Source organism: Gordonia tangerina (genome assembly GCF_021556435.1).
GTDB classification, from domain to species: Bacteria; Actinomycetota; Actinomycetes; order Mycobacteriales; family Mycobacteriaceae; genus Gordonia; species Gordonia tangerina.
Map to the genome: position 1 here is coordinate 1 of NZ_JAKGCU010000044.1, position 15,110 is coordinate 15,110.

The window sequence follows — 15,110 nt, forward strand, 5'->3', positions numbered from 1 at the left end:
CCCCGCACAACACCACCAGTGTTGGTCAGACGGGGACCGCCTCACCGCAAGGCGAGGCTGCCTGATGACACCGCAGACACAGCAGCAATGCTCACGTTTGCTCACCAGAAGGCAACGGTTGGGTGCGCTGGCCAACATCGTCGCCGACATCGCCTACACCGATCCGGCCGGGGCGTGGTCGTTCACCGCCGCCGGGCTGAACTCGTTCGTACTCCAGATGTTCGGCCTTCTCCTGGGATTCGGCTTCGCGGCGCTGATCCTGAACACGCCGGGCGCGATCGTCGCCTACTTCGCACTGCCGACCGCGTTGATGCTGCTCACCGAGCTCGTGCCGTGGTTCGGCGACAACGTGGGCCAGTGGCTCGACCCCGGGTCGACCAACGCACCGTTCCAGTCGGGCGACTGGGCCACCGGCGGCGAGTGGGCGCGGCTGATCGTGTCCGCCATGGTGTGGATCGCCATCCCGTTGACGCTAGGAGTGATCCGCGTCCTGCGCTCGGAAGTGAAGTGAGCCGGTCACGTGAGCCGGCCCGGAAGAGCCGTGGTCCGCACCTCAGGTGCGGGCCGCGGCCCACTCGATCACCCGGTCTGCCGGCCAGGTGGTGACGATGCGTTCGGCCTCGATCCCCCGCTGTACCGCACGATGCGCCCCCAGCGCGGTGAAATCGAGTTGACCAGGTGCATGGGCATCGGAGTCGATCGCGAACAGGCAGCCCATGTCTCGCGCGAGTTCGATGAGATCATCGGGTGGATCGACGCGTTCGGGACGTGAGTTGATCTCGACGGCCGTACCGTGCTCGGCGCACGCTGCGAACACCTCTCGCGCGTCGAATGTCGACGGTGGTCGGGCACCCCGGCCGGTCCCGACCCGCCGGCCCGTGCAATGGCCGAGCACATTGCAGCGCGGATCGCTCACCGCGGTCACCAGGCGACGCGTCATCGGTGCCGCGTCCATGCGCAGCTTGGAGTGCACCGATGCCGTGACGATGTCGAGTCGGTCGAGCATCTCGGTGGTCTGATCGAGTGTGCCGTCGTCGAGGATGTCGACCTCGATACCGGCCAGCAGGCGCAGCTCGCTGTCGGACTGGTCGTTGTATGCGTCGATCTCATCGAGTTGGGCACGCAACCGTGCCACGCTGAGTCCGTTGGCGACCGTCAGCCGCGGCGAATGGTCGGTGATCGCCAGCCACTCCAACCCCAGGGTTGCGGCTGCGGAAGCCATCTCGGTCAACGGTGCGCCGCCGTCGCTCCAATCGGTGTGGGTATGCAGGTCGCCGCGCAATCGCGCGTAGAGCGCATGCCCGCCGTCGGCCAACGACGCCGGCGCCGCGTCCTGCAGCCGCCGCAGATACTCGGGTAACCCACCGGCCACCGCCTCGGCAATCACCGCCGCCGTCCGCGTACCGATCCCACCGATGTCGGTGAGGGTTCCTGCCGCCGCACGGCGCTGCAGTTCGTCTCGCCCGACCTCGTGTGCCGCGCGCGCCGCGCGGCGGAATGCCTCCACCCGATAGGTACTCTGCCGGTCCCGTTCGAGCAGCCAGGCGATTCGGCGCAGTGCGGTCACCGGCTCCACCGGGGCGTCGAGTGGCGGCAGACCTCTCACCGTTGGTCGCCGCCGGCATCATCGGCGGGCGCGTGGGCCTGGCCGTGCCGCCGATGCAGGCGTTCGCGAACGTCGTCGGCACTGTAGGCGTTGCGCTGTCGTTGATCCCGGGCCACCACCACTCCACCGGCCGCCACTCCGACCGCACCGGCGAGTCCCAACCACTTCCACGCGTTGCGCATGGCTCGAGGATAGTTGCTGCCCTAGGCTGCTCTCGTGCGCACAGGCGAGGAACTCGGCGGCACCGGCATCGAACTCGAACGGGCTCTGGATGTGACCCGCACCGGCGATATCTGGCTGTTCCGCGGCCGATCCGGGCCGGATCGGGCCATCCGGACCCTCACCAATGCGCCGGTCAATCATGTGGCGATGACCGTCGCGATCGACGATCTGCCCCCGTTGCTGTGGCATGCCGAGCTCGGCGACCGGCTGACCGATGTGTGGACCGGCCGTCACCATCGCGGAGTCCAGCTGCACGATGCGCATGACGCCGTCCGGCAGTGGATGGATCGCTACGACCAGGATTGTTGGCTGCGCCAGCTCAGCCCGGACATCACCCGCGCACAGGAGGACAGCCTGCTCACCACGATCGCCCGCCTGGACGGGACACCCTTCCCGGCGACGGCGCGGCTGGCCGGCCGATGGTTTCGGGGCCGAATGCCCAACAGCGTCGACGTGGTCCGCGGCATCCCGTACCTCGACCGCCGGGCACGTGAGCGCCGGGCACGACGACACGCGCACGACACCGGGCTCGAGTCGGCGTATTGCGCCGAGGTGGTCGCGATCACCTACACCGACATGGGCCTGCTCGACGCCGACAAGGATTCCCGGTGGTTCGATCCGGGCCGATTCTGGAGCGGCGATCAGCTACCGATGACAGCCGGGTTCGCGCTCGGCGAGGAAATCGCGGTGGCGAAGTAGATCTGCGGGCCGAACGGTCCGACCGACGCAGGCCGTCGCCGCATCAGAGTGCGGCCTCGACCTCCGCGCGGCCGAGTTCCGGGTCGCTGCCGGGTACGTACGTCGACTCGGTGTGCGCCACGGTGACCCCGTGGGCGACCCGTGCCCGCGCCGCGGTGTACTCGGGCAGGTCACCCATGGTCGCCTGCAGACCGTTCAGTGCACTCCACACGACGCTGCGCCGCGCGCGGCGCTCGATGGGGTTGGGCGGTTGGTGCAGCACCAATTGCGCCGCCCACTGCGGCATGGTGTCACGGATCGCCCAGTCCACCGCGGCCTGTGCTTGATTGGTCAGATTCACGCCGGTGGCCACGGCGTTTCCATGGGTGAGCGCCAGCCTCGGTAGGTACTCCTCCAGACAGGCGAGCGTGTCGGCCTTCGTGGTGGGCAGGTCGACGCCACCCAAGGCATGCCCGACGCGGACGAACTCGCCGTAATAGCGGTCGAGTTCGGCGCCCCGCAACGGCCGCGGATGATAGATCTCGTGCGCGGTGGCGATTCCCCACACCACGGTGGCGTAGTTCCACCGCAGCCAGTCCGGATCGTCGGCGTCGTAGGCCAGACCGTCGGGGCGGGTTCCCTTGATCGTGTGGTGCATCGCCCGCACCGTCCGGGCGAGGCGTTCGGCCGTCTCGGTCGACCCGTAGGCGGTGCCGATGAAGAACGCGACCGAATGACCGAGCCGCACTGCCGCTCCGGCGGGATCGATCCGTCCGGTGGGTTCGCCGTCGTCGGCCTTCTGCACGAGGCGCGAATGATGCACTCCCATCCAGAAGATGCTCGGATCGAGGCGCTCGAGATAGGAGGCGCACTGCAAACCGAAGATCAGCGCCGGCGTGTGCTGGTGGACGTACCAGGTGGCACTGTCGGGTCCGAACCACCCCGGATCGCCGTGCGGTTCGTCGAACTGCATGCCGCGAAAGAACTTCGCGCGGACCATCTCGTCGAAGCGGCCGTTGAGCCACAGCCCCATCAGCTGATGCGGCAGCGGGAAGGGCGCCAGATTGGTTAACGACAGCCCTTTCGGGATGGGCAGTGCATTCGGGATAAATAGGGCATTCGGGATGGATAGGGCATTCGGGATCGAGGGGGCGGTGAGCGTCGGCGACATCGCACGTCCTTCCGGTAGTCGGCGGTGGACCGTTGCGCTCCACCCTACTTTCTGGTGACAGTCGTGACCAGACTTCGTTGGGACGAGGATCGGGCGCGACGTAGGCTGATGCGATGTCGACACCAACCCGTTGGGCAGGAGTGCCGCTGACCGACCGCCGGATCGAGCGCCGTGCGTTGTTGATCGACGCGGCCTTCGAGGTGTTCGGCGCCGAGGGCGCCGCCGGACTGTCGGTGCGCTCGGTCTGTCGCGCGTGCGGCCTCAATACCCGCTACTTCTACGAGAGTTTCTCCGACACCGACGAACTACTGGGCGCGGCCTACGACATGATCGCCGGACGGCTCGCCACCCGCGTGGAAGAGGCTATGTCGGCGACTGACACATCGGTACGATCACGCACGGCCGCCGGGATCCGGGCTGTCCTCGGGTTCGGTTCCGACGACCCCCGATGCGGCCGGATCCTGTTCACCGAGGGGCGCGCCCACCCGGTCCTGTCCGCACGGCGCACGGCCACCCAGGACCTGCTCACCGAACTGGTTGTCGCCGAGACAGCGTCGTCGCGCTCGGCGCGCGATCCCCTCAGCCTGCACACCGGTGCCACCATGTTCACCGGGGCGATGGCCGAACTCGCCCAGCAATGGCTGGCGGGCAACCTCGGCGAGGATCTCGACGCCGTCGTGGAGCGGGCGGTGGCATTCGTTCTTCGGTGAGGTCACCCGGCCCGCGCCACACAGCAGCCGAGAATCTCCGATTTACCTGAGATTTCGGCCAGCGAATTGCCAGCGAATCCGCAGCCCGATTCTTGAGATCCTCTCATCCTGGGCAGGCATCGTGGGCTCGTGAACCAAACTCCTCCCGCCGATTCGGGTGACGGACACCGCGAGCACGGCGCTGCCGACTCCGCCCCCGACACCGAACACCTCACCGAACCGGTGACCACTCCCTTTGCCGCACAACAGCAGCCGTATCCGCCCGGCCACCACCAGCCTTGGGCGCACGACCCGATGTCGAGCACCTATCCGATGACACACGGCGCACCTCCGCACGTGGCAGTGACGCAACCGGCCAGTGCGCCGAATCGTCCCCGTTCCGGCGTCACCAAGCCGATCGTCGTGACCGCACTGCTCGCCGGCCTGCTCGGTGGCGTAGTGGGCGTCGGAGGCAGCGCGCTGCTGAACAACGACGGCTCCGGGTCGGTGCCGGTGCTCAGTTCTGCGCCGGACACCGCGAACAACGCCGCCGACGTCAAGCCCGGTTCGGTCACCTACGCCGCCCAGATCGCCTCGAAGTCGACTGCCGACATCAAGGTGGCCGGCGCGCAGGGCTCGGCCGTCGGCAGCGGCGTCGTGTTGTCCCCCGACGGCTATGTGCTGACCAACAACCACGTGGTCGCCATGGCCGGCAACGGGAGCACGATCCAGGTCACCACCAGCGACGGGAAGACCTACGGGGCCGAGGTGACCGGCACTTCGCCCTCCTACGATCTCGCGGTCATCAAACTCGACGGCGCATCCGGGCTCACACCGGCTGCGCTCGGTGACTCCGACGGGCTGCAGGTCGGCGAGCAGGTCGTCGCAGTCGGCAGTCCGGAGAACCTCTCCAACACGGTCACCTCGGGAATCGTCAGCGCGTTGTCGCGCACGGTGACCGCCGCCGACGAAAGTGGTTCGGGTGTGACCGTGTACAACGGCCTGCAGACCGACACACCGATCAACCCCGGCAATTCCGGTGGGCCACTGGTGAATCTGAAGGGCCAGGTCGTCGGCGTGAACTCAGCGGTCGACACCGGGCAGGCGGCCAGCGGCGGCGTGCAGGCCTACGGCCTCGGTTTCGCAATCCCGGTCAACACCGCCAAGCGGATCGGCAACGAACTGCTCCAGGACGGCCAGGCGACCAAACCCGTACTCGGCGTGTCCGGTTCACTCACCGCGACCGACAGCGCGGCCGAGGGCGCGCAGATCTCGTCGGTGCAGTCCGGTGGTGCGGCCGATCAAGCGGGCATCAAGCAGGGTGACGTCATCACCAAGATAGGCGACACGCCCATCAGCAACTACGCCGACCTGATGGCGCAGATCCTGACTCACACCCCCGGCGAGACCGTCTCGGTCACCGTGGGTTCCGGCAGTGACGCGCGGACCGTGCAGGTGAAGCTCGGCAGCGCGGTGGACAAGCAGGAGACCACCATTCCCGAGTCCGGCGGACAGTCGAATCAGCCTCGGATTCCGTTCGGCGGCGGCGGGTTCGGCGGACTCGTGCCCTGATACCCCGGGGAACGGGGCGGCTCCGTCGGTCGGTGACCGGCGGAGCCGTTTACGCTCACCGGAAAGCCTGTATCCGCAGCTCCCGCTACGACCCGAACGTCACCCCACGGTGATGGCGTCGAGGCGTTCACGGATGAAGTCGCCGGAGACCACCGGCGGTAGTCCGCGACGCCTGCCCAGTGGCGGCGAGATGGGCGTGACCACCGCATCGTGGTTCAGTTCGTAGAAGAAGATCAGCGACACGAGATCCTCGTCGGGCGCGTCGGGATGCGGCGGCAGCACACGATGGCGTCCGGCGGGCCAGCGCCCACCGGACCAGTATTCGAGCAGGTCGCCGATGTTGATGGTGAGCGCCTCGGGATCGAAGGGGGCGTCGGCCCATCCGCCCTCGTCGCTGTACACCTGCAACCCACCGGCGCCGGGTTCGCGATCCAACACGGTCACGGTGCCGAAGTCGGTGTGCGGGCCGATCCGGAACTGCCCCGGCTCCGGCGGTCCCACCACCCTCGCCGCCGGATAGTGGTTGATGTTCGACGTCCACGTGGCATTGCCGGCGAGCCCGTGAAACGGATTGGCGCCCGGACCGAAACCGAGAGCTGCCGCCATCAGGGCGAGCAGGTCGTCGCAGAGTTGCTTGACCTGGCCGGTCCAGTCGGTGAACAAGCCGCGCAGATCCGGCGTCTCGGCCGGCCAGACGTCGGGGGCGAACCAGTAGTCGTCGACCCCGGGTATGCCGACCGGCGTCTGGGCGCCGCAGTTGTAGGTCTCCTTGAGATCCGGCGGTGTGTCGGTGCCCTCGGCGTAGCCGTTGGCCTCCATCCCGGGGCCGATCCAGCCACGCCCGCCCACCGTCACGGCGTACTGTCCCTTGACCTCGGTAGACATGGCGAAGAAGCTGCGAGCGGCCGCCCGCAGCGAAGTGGGCAGAGCGGGATCGATGCCGTGCCCGCGTACCAGCAGAAAGCCCGCCTGCTGCAGCGATTCGTCGACGGCGGCGCACACCCGGTCGGCCGCGGCACCGCCGGCCCGCCAATCATCGAGATCGACGGTGAGGATGGGACCGTCACTCATGCCCGGCCTCCTGCCGACTTCACGATCGGGGTGTCGGCCACGCCGATGTCCTCGTTCCACACCGCGGGGTGGGCGGCGATGAAATCGGTCATCATCGCCACACACCTGCTGTCGTCGACGATGGTCACCGCGACGCCGAGATCCGCCAGCCAGTCCTGTCCACCACTGAACGTCCGGTTCTCGCCGATGATCACGGCGCCGATCCCGAACTGACGGATCAAACCGCTGCAGTACCAGCAGGGCGCGAGCGTGGTCACCATCACCGTCGACGAGTAGTCACGTTGTCGACCCGCCGCCCGAAAGGCGTCGGTCTCGCCGTGCACGGACGGGTCGTCGTGCTGGATCCGTCGATTGCGCCCCTCGCCGAGCAGTGTTCCGTCCGCCCGGAACAGAGCGGCACCGATCGGGATGCCCCCTTCGGCCAAGCCCAGTTGTGCTTGCCGGAAGGCGGTGTCGAGCAGAGCCATCGGATCCAGATCGGCAAACGGGTCGGTGCGGATGTCCATGCTCCGAGCCTGCCGCCGGTTCGGCTCGCAGACAACCGACACTTCGTCGCCCTGCACTGCCGCGGCTACGGGCATATCGTCATTCCGGTGGTGGCTGCCTCTCCGGTGTCGTTGTGTCTGCGAGATGTTCTCGAGCATCATCTCGACGGCGCCGATCCGCATGTTCTGACCGCACACGATCGCCTCGATCGGCCGGTGGGCTGGGTGCATTCCAGTGAGATCTTCGAGATCGGTCCGCTGCTCTCCGGTGGCGAATTGCTGCTCACCACCGGCCTGGGCCTCGCCGGTCTCGACGCCGGCACCCGCAGACACTACGTCCGTGATCTCGCGGAGCGCGGTGTGGCCGGTCTCGCCTTCGAGATCGGGCGTACCTTCGACGCGATCCCCGACGAGATGGTCCGCGAGGGCTCGGCGTGCCGCCTGCCGATCATCGAACTCCGTCGAGTGCAGCCATTCATCGAGGTGTGCCGACGAGCGAACACGGCGATCGTCTCGGCGGAGGTCGACGACCTGCGGTTGCGCACCCGACTCGACGCAGCCCTGCACGCCGAGTTGACCTCATCCGGCGGGGTGGCCGGGATGCTCGGACACCTCGCCGACGCGATCGGCTCCCCCATCGTGTTGATCGGATCGCAGGGGGCACTGCTCGCTGCCCATGGTGTCGACGACGATCGGGCGGCCTGGCGGATCGTCGATGGCGCCCCGGCGTCGGTCACGATCACCGTGCGGGGCCGGGAGATCGGCCGATTGGTGGCCGGTGGCAGCCACAGGTCCGGCAGTCGGGCTGAGGCGCTGCTCGACCTGGCCGCCGGCCCGCTCGCCGCGGCGCTCACACGAGCCGGCACTCGCGGTTCGGCCGTTGGGGCCCGGTTGGTCGAGGAAATCGTCGACGGCCGCCCCATCCGTCGCGCGGATCTGCTCGCTCGTCTGGTCAGTTCCGGTGTGGGTGTTCGGGATTCATCTCTGGTGGTGCCGGTGGCCGCCGAAGCACCCGATCCGCGGATGGCCGAGTCCGCGCTCGCGCGGACTGGTGGCGCGCTGGGTGGCCTGGTGCAGGCGACGGTCGATGCGACGGTGTACGGCCTCATCGTGGTGCCTTCGGCGCCGGACCCGGTGGGCCAGACGGCGCGGGCACTCGAAAAGGCCGGCAGTGCCGCGACACGCTCCACGTTCGTCGTCGGGGAAGCCACCGGCTTCGACGACTCCGCCCCCGGTGCCGGTCTGTCGAGCGCGCTGACCGTCTCGCTTCGCCGGTGCGGTGAACGGATCGCCCTGGCGGACACGCTGCGTCGCGACGCTCCCGCCCGACGCGTGTTCACCGGCCGGGAACTACTCGCCGATGCCGCCGCCCATACGATCGGCGCGGAGGTCCGCGCCGAACTCACCGCCCTGCTGGCGCCACTGGTGACCCACGACCGACGCCACGGCGGGCCACTGGTGACCACCCTGGACACCCATCTGCGCCATGGGTGCAGCGCAACCAGATCCGCGCAGATCTTGCACATCGGGCGGCAGAGTATGTACCAGCGCCTGGACCGCATCCGCGCGGTGTTGGGTTTTGACCCCACCGAACCCGACGTCGCCGCCTCGATGCTGCTGGCGATCGGGGTGCACCGCGCCGACCGGTGACAGCGCCCGAACGATGCGTCTGTTCAGCGGTACATCTGCTGCGATCGGGCGACGCGATCACGGGCGAGGATCAGATAGCCGACGAAGGCCACCACGAATCCGACGAACGCCCCGATGTCACCGAGTTCGGGTACCGCCCGGACCACGAACCCGACGAACTTCTCCTGATTGCAGAACAACAACAGCGACCCGGCCAGGGCGATCACGAACGCCACCACACCACCACGGTTTCGGTAACCCGTGTCGTAGAGCAGCGTCAGCGGCGGTGGGTCGCGACGCAGCAGGCGATCGGCGAAGACCACGCCGAGCCACGGACCGATCCAGTAGGCGACCAGCAACAGGAACGCCTCATAGGATGCGGCGGCGTCGGCCAGCGCCCACCATGCGACGGCGAAGCCGACCACGCCGAAGAACACGGTGACCAACGCCCGCTGCAGGCCCACCGGAAGCGTGAATCCCATCGTCACGAATGCCATGGCGCCCGAGTACACGTTGATGGCATTGGCCGCCACCGCACCGACCGCGATCGCGAGCAGGGTCAGATCGGCGATCGCCGACGGCAGGTTCGCGGTGAACGCTTCGGTCGGGTTCTCTGACACCGGATCGCCGATGGTGACCGAGGCGGCGCCCACCACCATCAGGAAGGTGCACGACGCGAACAGTCCGGCCGAGGCGAACAGGCCGGTCTGCACCTTCGACACGGTCGGCGGCAGGTACCGCGTGTAGTCGGCGGCATACGGTGTCCAGCCGGCGGTGTAGCCGAAGGCGGCACCGACGGTGAGCAGGAAGCCACCCAGGGAGAAACCGCCGTCGGCCGCGGGTGCCGCGACATCGGACTTGCTGAAGATGATCACCGCGCCGATCACGAAGACGATCGCCAACACCGGCGCCGCGAGCCGTTCGAAACGCTGCACGAGGTTGTGTCCGAAGAACGCGAAAGCTGTTTGCAGCACCACGATCACGACCAGAGCAGTCAGCGGTGTGAGCCCGAACAGCGTGGACAGTGCGAAGGCGCCGCTGACGCTGTTGGTCGCGAACCAGCCGACACCACACATCACGGCCATGAAGGTGGCCGGCAGGATATTGCCGCGGTAACCGAAGGCCAGTCGCCCCAAAACCATCTGGGGTACGCCGTGCAACGGCCCCTCGGCCGACAGCAGGAAGTGCGCGATGGCGCCGAGCAGGTTGCCCAGCGCCATCGCGGCAACCGCCTGCCAGAACGACAGTCCGAAGTAGAGAACCGAGATGATGCCGACGAAGATCGTCGCGAACTCGAGGTTGGGCGCGGTCCACGTCCAGAACAGTCCGCGGGGCCTGCCGTGTCGGGCCGCCAACGGGATCGGTTCGTTTCCGCCGGGCTCGACGGCCAGGACCTTGTCGCGATAGCCGACGTGCAGGGCGGTGGCGTCCGGGTCGGGATGCTCGGTGGGTGCGCCGATGATCATGGCGTAACTCTGCTGCCCGCGACGTCGCCGATTCAACTGACGAACTGTCGACTGCAGCGGCGGTCGCGAAGGACAGATCGCACATCTGCATGGCCGGCCGCGACGTCACCACCGATAGTCGAGAAACTTCCCGTCGAACGTCACCACGACGCGGTCGCCGTCGGGGTCGGCACGGCGTGCCACGTCGACCTTGAAGTTGATCGCGCTCATGATCCCGTCGCCGAACTCCTCGTGGATGAGTTCCTTGAGCGCCGGGCCATACACGGCCAACGCCTCGTGGAAACGGTAGATCGTCGGGTCCGTGGCGACCGCGTCGTCGGCGATCCGCGTCGGCTGACGGGTGAGACTCTCGGCGACTCCTTCGCCGAGTCCGAGGACCTCGACCACGACAGCTGCTTTCTCCGCCGGCACCGGGTGCTGTCCGAGCAAGGCGGCGACGGTCCACACCAGCGGCGCGTCGATGCGCTCGGCGATCTCGGACCACTTCAGTCCCTGCCGGATTCGGGCGGCGACGATCAGTTCGGCGGCGTCGGACTTGGGCATGATCGGGGCGGTCATCTACTCACTCCTCGGTTCGGGTTCACTGTCTTGTCCACCTTGCGGGGTACCGGCGGCATCCGCCACACGACGCCCCGGCGACCGGCCACCGGCCAACCACCCGGTGGGTACGCTGACTGTCGTGACCAGTCCACCAGGGCCGCAGAAGATGCCGATGCAGAATGTCGCGAACCGCATTGTCCGAGGCCTGCTCGCCACGCCGGGACTGCATCGCGTGGTGAGTGGCCGGTTGATCACCCTGTATCTGGTGGGCCGTAAGTCCGGCCGGCGATACACCCTGCCGGTCGCCTATTCCCGCGTCGATTCGTCATTGCTGATCGGCACCCCGTTCGCCTGGAGCCGAAACCTGCACAGTGGCGGTCGAGTCGAGCTGCGGCTGCAAGGCAGCCGACGGACCGCCGACGTCGAGGCCTTCACCGACGAGGCAGACGTGGTCGCCCACTACGCCATGCTGTGCCGCGACAATCCGCAGTTCGCGAAGTTCAACGAGATCGAGCTCGATGCGCACGGCAACCCCAGCGAGACCGATCTACGCACAGCATGGCGGGCGGGAGCCCGCTCGTTCCGCCTCACGCCCCACTGACCGATCGGTGCAGATGGACGAGCAACGGAGCCAACGCAGCAACCTCACCCATCGGCCCGATCTCCGACACCGGGCTGCCGCCCTGACCGCACTCATCGGACTGGTCGTGTTCGGGGTGGCATCACTTGCTTTCGTGATCCACAACGCACCGGCCCTTGTCGCCACCGTCGGCGGTCTCGGACTGGCCGTCGGTGGCGCCTGGTGGGTGGTGACCGAGCGCGACCGGCGGCGGCTGTGGGGTTTGGCGGCGATCGTCGCGGGGTTCGTCGTCATGACCTGGGCGATGGCGCATGCGCTCATCGCCGCCGACGCGATGATCCTGCGCCTTCTGGCCGCGGTCGGGCTCCTCGGTGTGGCGGTGGCGAGTGCACGCTTCGCACTGGCCGCCGACCTGCACGCGCTTGACCGTCGTCAGCAATCCCATCGGCCGCAGCGGCCAGTCCTCATCTGCAATCCCCGATCCGGCGACGGCAAGGTCGAGAGGTTCGGGCTACGTTCGGCCGCAGCGGAACTCGGTGTCGAAACTGTTGAACTCGAGCCCGGCGACGATCTGGAACAGCTCGCCCACGACGCGGTGGCCGCCGGCGCCGACTGCCTTGGCATGGCCGGCGGTGACGGTTCGCAGGCGATCGTCGCGGCCGTCGCCGTCGAACACGATCTGCCATTCGTCTGTATCAGCGCCGGCACCCGAAATCATTTCGCACTGGACCTGGGTCTGGACCGCGACGACCCGCGCCACACCCTGCGCGCGTTCACAGACGCGGTGGAACGGCGGGTCGACTACGGCACGGTCAACGGCCGCCTGTTCGTCAACAACGTGTCCCTCGGGGTGTATGCGACCATCATCGCCGAAGAGTCCTATCGCGCCGACAAGGCCCAGACCGCTGCGGCGATGCTGCCTGATCTGTTGGGCCCCACCGCCCGTCCGTTCGATCTACAGTTCACTGCCCCGTCCGGACGCGACGTCGACGGTGCTTTCGTGATCCTGGTGTCCAACAATCCCTACGTCGCATCCACGTCTCTGGACGCCGCGACCCGCCGCCGGATGGACACCGGCGCCCTCGGGGTGATCGCGGTGTCCACGTCCACGGCGGCCGAGGCCGCCCGACTGATGACCCGATCGGCTCTGGGCCTCCGCAAGACCAGCCCGTTCTGGCACGAATTCACCGCCGGATCGGTCGAGATCCGGTCGCGCAGCGGTCATGCGGCCGCCGGTATCGACGGCGAGGCCGTCGACCTCACGACCCCGATGACAATTCGATCGCATCCGCGCGGCCTGCGCCTACTGGTACCGGCCGACAACGAGGTCATCGCCGCACGTCGGCAGGCACGCGACGTGAACGTCCGAGCGCTGGTGGACATGGCGGCGGGACGCGTCCCTCGACTCTGACCGGTGCCGCCCCGCCTACGCAGGTCATGGGCGCTCCCGCAGATCACCGATGTGCCGATGTCCGACTCGGGTACGCTGACGGCGTGGATCTACTACGCAACGTCGTTGTCCTGATGCACATCGTCGGCTTCGCGATCACCTTCGGTGCCTGGGTCGCCGAGGCGGCGGCGCAACGGTTCCGGTTCACCCGGCCGATGGAGTACGGCCTGCTGCTGTCACTGCTGACCGGTCTGGCACTGGCCGCGCCCTGGCCGGAAGGAATCGACCTCAACTACACCAAGATCGGCGTCAAACTGGTCCTCCTGCTCGCGCTGGGCGCCGTACTCGGCATCGGCAGCGCCCGGCAACGTCGAACCGGACAGCCGGTGCCGCGCGCGCTGTTCGTCGCGGCCGGGCTGTTATCGGTGTCCGCGGCCGGCGTCGCCGTCATCTGGTAGGCCACGACCCCAGACGCACCCGGTCACGGCGCCCATCCGCGCACCGGTCGGCACCGAACTCCCGGTAACACCTCGGCCGGAATCGCCGCGGCGGGTGTGTGACAAGGAGGGTCATGACTGTCGCAACCGCGATCGCCGACGTCGTCGAACGGCACACCAACGGTCCGTTGCCGGTGCATCTCACCGCGTGGGACGGCAGTTCGGCCGGACCCGGCGACGCTCCGCGCGTGGTGATCTACCGACCCGAGGCCCTGCGCCGACTGCTCTGGCATCCCGGCGAACTCGGTGTGGCGCAGGCGTATGTGACCGGTGAGATCGACGTCCGCGACGACCTCGATGCCACCTTGACGCATCTGTGGACGGTGGCCCACGAGCGCGGGCTCAGCTCTCTGCGACTCAGCCCGCGGTCGATCCTCGACGTCATACGACTCGCACGCTCCCTGGGGGTTCTCGGCCTGCCACCGGCAAACCCGAAATCGCAGGCGTCGATCCGCGGACGGCGACATTCGCCCGCGCGAGACCGCGCCGCCATCAGCCATCACTACGATCTGTCCAACGAGTTCTACGCCCTCATCCTCGACGAGCACATGGCGTACTCGAGCGCCTACTGGACATCGAACGAACCCGGCTACGGTCTGGCCGACGCCCAGACCGACAAACTCGACCGGGTCTGCCGCAAGGTCAGACTCGACACACGCCCCGGGATGCGCCTGCTGGACGTCGGTTGCGGCTGGGGATCGCTCAGTCTGCACGCCGCCGAACGGTTCGGTGCGCACGTCGTCGGCGTCACGATCTCGCGCGAGCAAAAGGCCTTCATCGACGCTCGGGTGACCGCGCGTGGACTGGGCGACCTCGTCGATATCCGGGTCCAGGACTACCGCGCCATCCCCGACCGCGGATTCGATGCGGTCGCCTCGATCGAGATGGGCGAGCACGTGGGTCAACGCAACTACCCTGTCTATGCACAGACCCTGTCCGACAAGGTTGTTCCCGGCGGGCTCGTCTGTATCCAACAGATGTCGCGGCCTGCGGGCAATCACCCGGGCGGCGGCCCGTTCATCGAGGCGTTCATCGCCCCGGACATGTACATGCGCCCGATCGGCCGTACCGTCGATCTCCTCGAGGCGGCCGGCCTCGAGACCCGCGACGTCGAGGCGATGCGCGAACACTACGTCCGGACCGTCGACGCCTGGTACGAGACCTTCGAGAAGAACTGGGCACTCCTCGTCGACCTCGTCGGCGAGGAGATGGCGCGTGTGTGGCGGCTGTACCTGGTCGGCGGACGGATGGCATTCCGTGACGGCCGGATGGGGGTCGACCAGATCACTGCGCAGCGACCCGCCTGACGTCCTGGACGCGGACCGCGCTCCCCCATCGGGATGTGGCGCGTTCTCGCACCTGGACAGCGATGGGGTGAACACCGCACCGCACGGGAAGCGCCCCAAGATTCGGCGGGTGTTGTCGGACCCGTCTGTCAGTGTGGTGGTTGTGGAGCATCGTGATCGTCTGGCGCGGTTCGGGGTGGAGTACCTCGAAGCGGCGTTGTCGGCGCA

The 15,110-nt window shown here is 67.9% G+C and carries 15 protein-coding genes and 2 pseudogenes; 10 read left to right on the forward strand and 7 right to left on the reverse strand.

What is annotated here, in order from left to right; genetic code table 11:
- Window positions 1-118 precede the first annotated feature (118 nt).
- Window positions 119-511, forward strand: a pseudogene (locus L1892_RS23970) (ABC transporter permease); the annotation flags it as partial.
- Window positions 512-553: 42 nt separating this feature from the next.
- Here the strand turns inward: L1892_RS23970 and L1892_RS23975 are convergent.
- Together L1892_RS23975 and L1892_RS23980 are read right to left on the reverse strand one after the other, a co-directional pair.
- A complete protein-coding gene (locus L1892_RS23975; protein WP_235726274.1) occupies window positions 554-1,606 on the reverse strand; it encodes a PHP domain-containing protein in 1,053 nt (350 codons plus the stop codon).
- Window positions 1,603-1,788 carry a hypothetical protein gene (locus L1892_RS23980; RefSeq protein ID WP_235726275.1) on the reverse strand — a complete coding sequence of 62 codons (186 nt, stop codon included), beginning with the start codon at window positions 1,786-1,788 and terminating at the stop codon, window positions 1,603-1,605. Before L1892_RS23980 ends, L1892_RS23975 begins: the two co-directional genes overlap by 4 nt.
- A gap of 34 nt (window positions 1,789-1,822) precedes the next feature.
- Here L1892_RS23980 and L1892_RS23985 point away from each other — a divergent pair, with 34 nt between their 5' ends.
- On the forward strand, window positions 1,823-2,527 hold the full coding sequence (locus tag L1892_RS23985; protein ID WP_235726276.1) for a guanylate cyclase: 705 nt from the start codon (window positions 1,823-1,825) through the stop codon (window positions 2,525-2,527).
- Between the two features lie 43 nt (window positions 2,528-2,570).
- On the opposite strand, the gene L1892_RS23990 is transcribed toward L1892_RS23985, so the two are convergent.
- On the reverse strand, window positions 2,571-3,539 hold the full coding sequence (locus L1892_RS23990) for an oxygenase MpaB family protein (protein WP_235726286.1): 969 nt from the start codon (window positions 3,537-3,539) through the stop codon (window positions 2,571-2,573).
- Window positions 3,540-3,790: 251 nt separating this feature from the next.
- Between L1892_RS23990 and L1892_RS23995 the strand changes: the two genes are divergently transcribed.
- Window positions 3,791-4,387: a TetR/AcrR family transcriptional regulator gene (locus L1892_RS23995; RefSeq protein ID WP_235726277.1), complete on the forward strand. Its 597-nt coding sequence runs from the start codon at window positions 3,791-3,793 to the stop codon at window positions 4,385-4,387.
- Between the two features lie 294 nt (window positions 4,388-4,681).
- Window positions 4,682-5,938 carry a S1C family serine protease gene (locus L1892_RS24000; RefSeq protein ID WP_235726287.1) on the forward strand — a complete coding sequence of 419 codons (1,257 nt, stop codon included), beginning with the start codon at window positions 4,682-4,684 and terminating at the stop codon, window positions 5,936-5,938.
- Window positions 5,939-6,037: 99 nt separating this feature from the next.
- Here L1892_RS24000 and L1892_RS24005 read toward each other — a convergent pair whose 3' ends face one another.
- Both L1892_RS24005 and L1892_RS24010 read right to left on the reverse strand, forming a co-directional pair.
- The gene (locus L1892_RS24005) at window positions 6,038-7,009 is read right to left on the reverse strand and encodes an isopenicillin N synthase family dioxygenase (protein ID WP_235726278.1); all 972 of its coding nucleotides are present in this window, start codon (window positions 7,007-7,009) and stop codon (window positions 6,038-6,040) included.
- Window positions 7,006-7,515 (reverse strand): nucleoside deaminase, encoded by a 510-nt coding sequence (locus tag L1892_RS24010; protein ID WP_235726279.1) that lies wholly within the window; start codon window positions 7,513-7,515, stop codon window positions 7,006-7,008. The genes L1892_RS24005 and L1892_RS24010 overlap by 4 nt, the downstream gene beginning before the upstream one ends.
- Before the next feature lie 90 nt (window positions 7,516-7,605).
- On the opposite strand from L1892_RS24010, the gene L1892_RS24015 reads away from it, so the two are divergent.
- On the forward strand, window positions 7,606-9,144 hold the full coding sequence (locus L1892_RS24015) for a PucR family transcriptional regulator (RefSeq protein WP_235726288.1): 1,539 nt from the start codon (window positions 7,606-7,608) through the stop codon (window positions 9,142-9,144).
- A gap of 23 nt (window positions 9,145-9,167) precedes the next feature.
- On the opposite strand, the gene L1892_RS24020 is transcribed toward L1892_RS24015, so the two are convergent.
- Both L1892_RS24020 and cynS read right to left on the reverse strand, forming a co-directional pair.
- A complete protein-coding gene (locus L1892_RS24020; protein WP_235726280.1) occupies window positions 9,168-10,589 on the reverse strand; it encodes a purine-cytosine permease family protein in 1,422 nt (473 codons plus the stop codon).
- A 105-nt stretch (window positions 10,590-10,694) separates the two neighbouring features.
- Window positions 10,695-11,147: a cyanase gene (cynS, locus tag L1892_RS24025; protein WP_235726281.1), complete on the reverse strand. Its 453-nt coding sequence runs from the start codon at window positions 11,145-11,147 to the stop codon at window positions 10,695-10,697.
- Between the two features lie 121 nt (window positions 11,148-11,268).
- Between cynS and L1892_RS24030 the strand changes: the two genes are divergently transcribed.
- The 5 genes and pseudogenes from L1892_RS24030 to L1892_RS24050 form a co-directional block, all read left to right on the forward strand.
- A complete protein-coding gene (locus tag L1892_RS24030; RefSeq protein WP_235726282.1) occupies window positions 11,269-11,730 on the forward strand; it encodes a PNPOx family protein in 462 nt (153 codons plus the stop codon).
- 13 nt (window positions 11,731-11,743) lie between these two features.
- The gene (locus tag L1892_RS24035) at window positions 11,744-13,120 is read left to right on the forward strand and encodes a diacylglycerol/lipid kinase family protein (RefSeq protein WP_235726283.1); all 1,377 of its coding nucleotides are present in this window, start codon (window positions 11,744-11,746) and stop codon (window positions 13,118-13,120) included.
- A gap of 83 nt (window positions 13,121-13,203) precedes the next feature.
- The gene (locus tag L1892_RS24040) at window positions 13,204-13,557 is read left to right on the forward strand and encodes a Fe-S protein (RefSeq protein WP_235726284.1); all 354 of its coding nucleotides are present in this window, start codon (window positions 13,204-13,206) and stop codon (window positions 13,555-13,557) included.
- A gap of 113 nt (window positions 13,558-13,670) precedes the next feature.
- On the forward strand, window positions 13,671-14,903 hold the full coding sequence (locus L1892_RS24045; RefSeq protein ID WP_235726285.1) for an SAM-dependent methyltransferase: 1,233 nt from the start codon (window positions 13,671-13,673) through the stop codon (window positions 14,901-14,903).
- An 82-nt stretch (window positions 14,904-14,985) separates the two neighbouring features.
- Window positions 14,986-15,110 (forward strand): annotated as a pseudogene (locus L1892_RS24050) (IS607 family transposase); the annotation flags it as partial.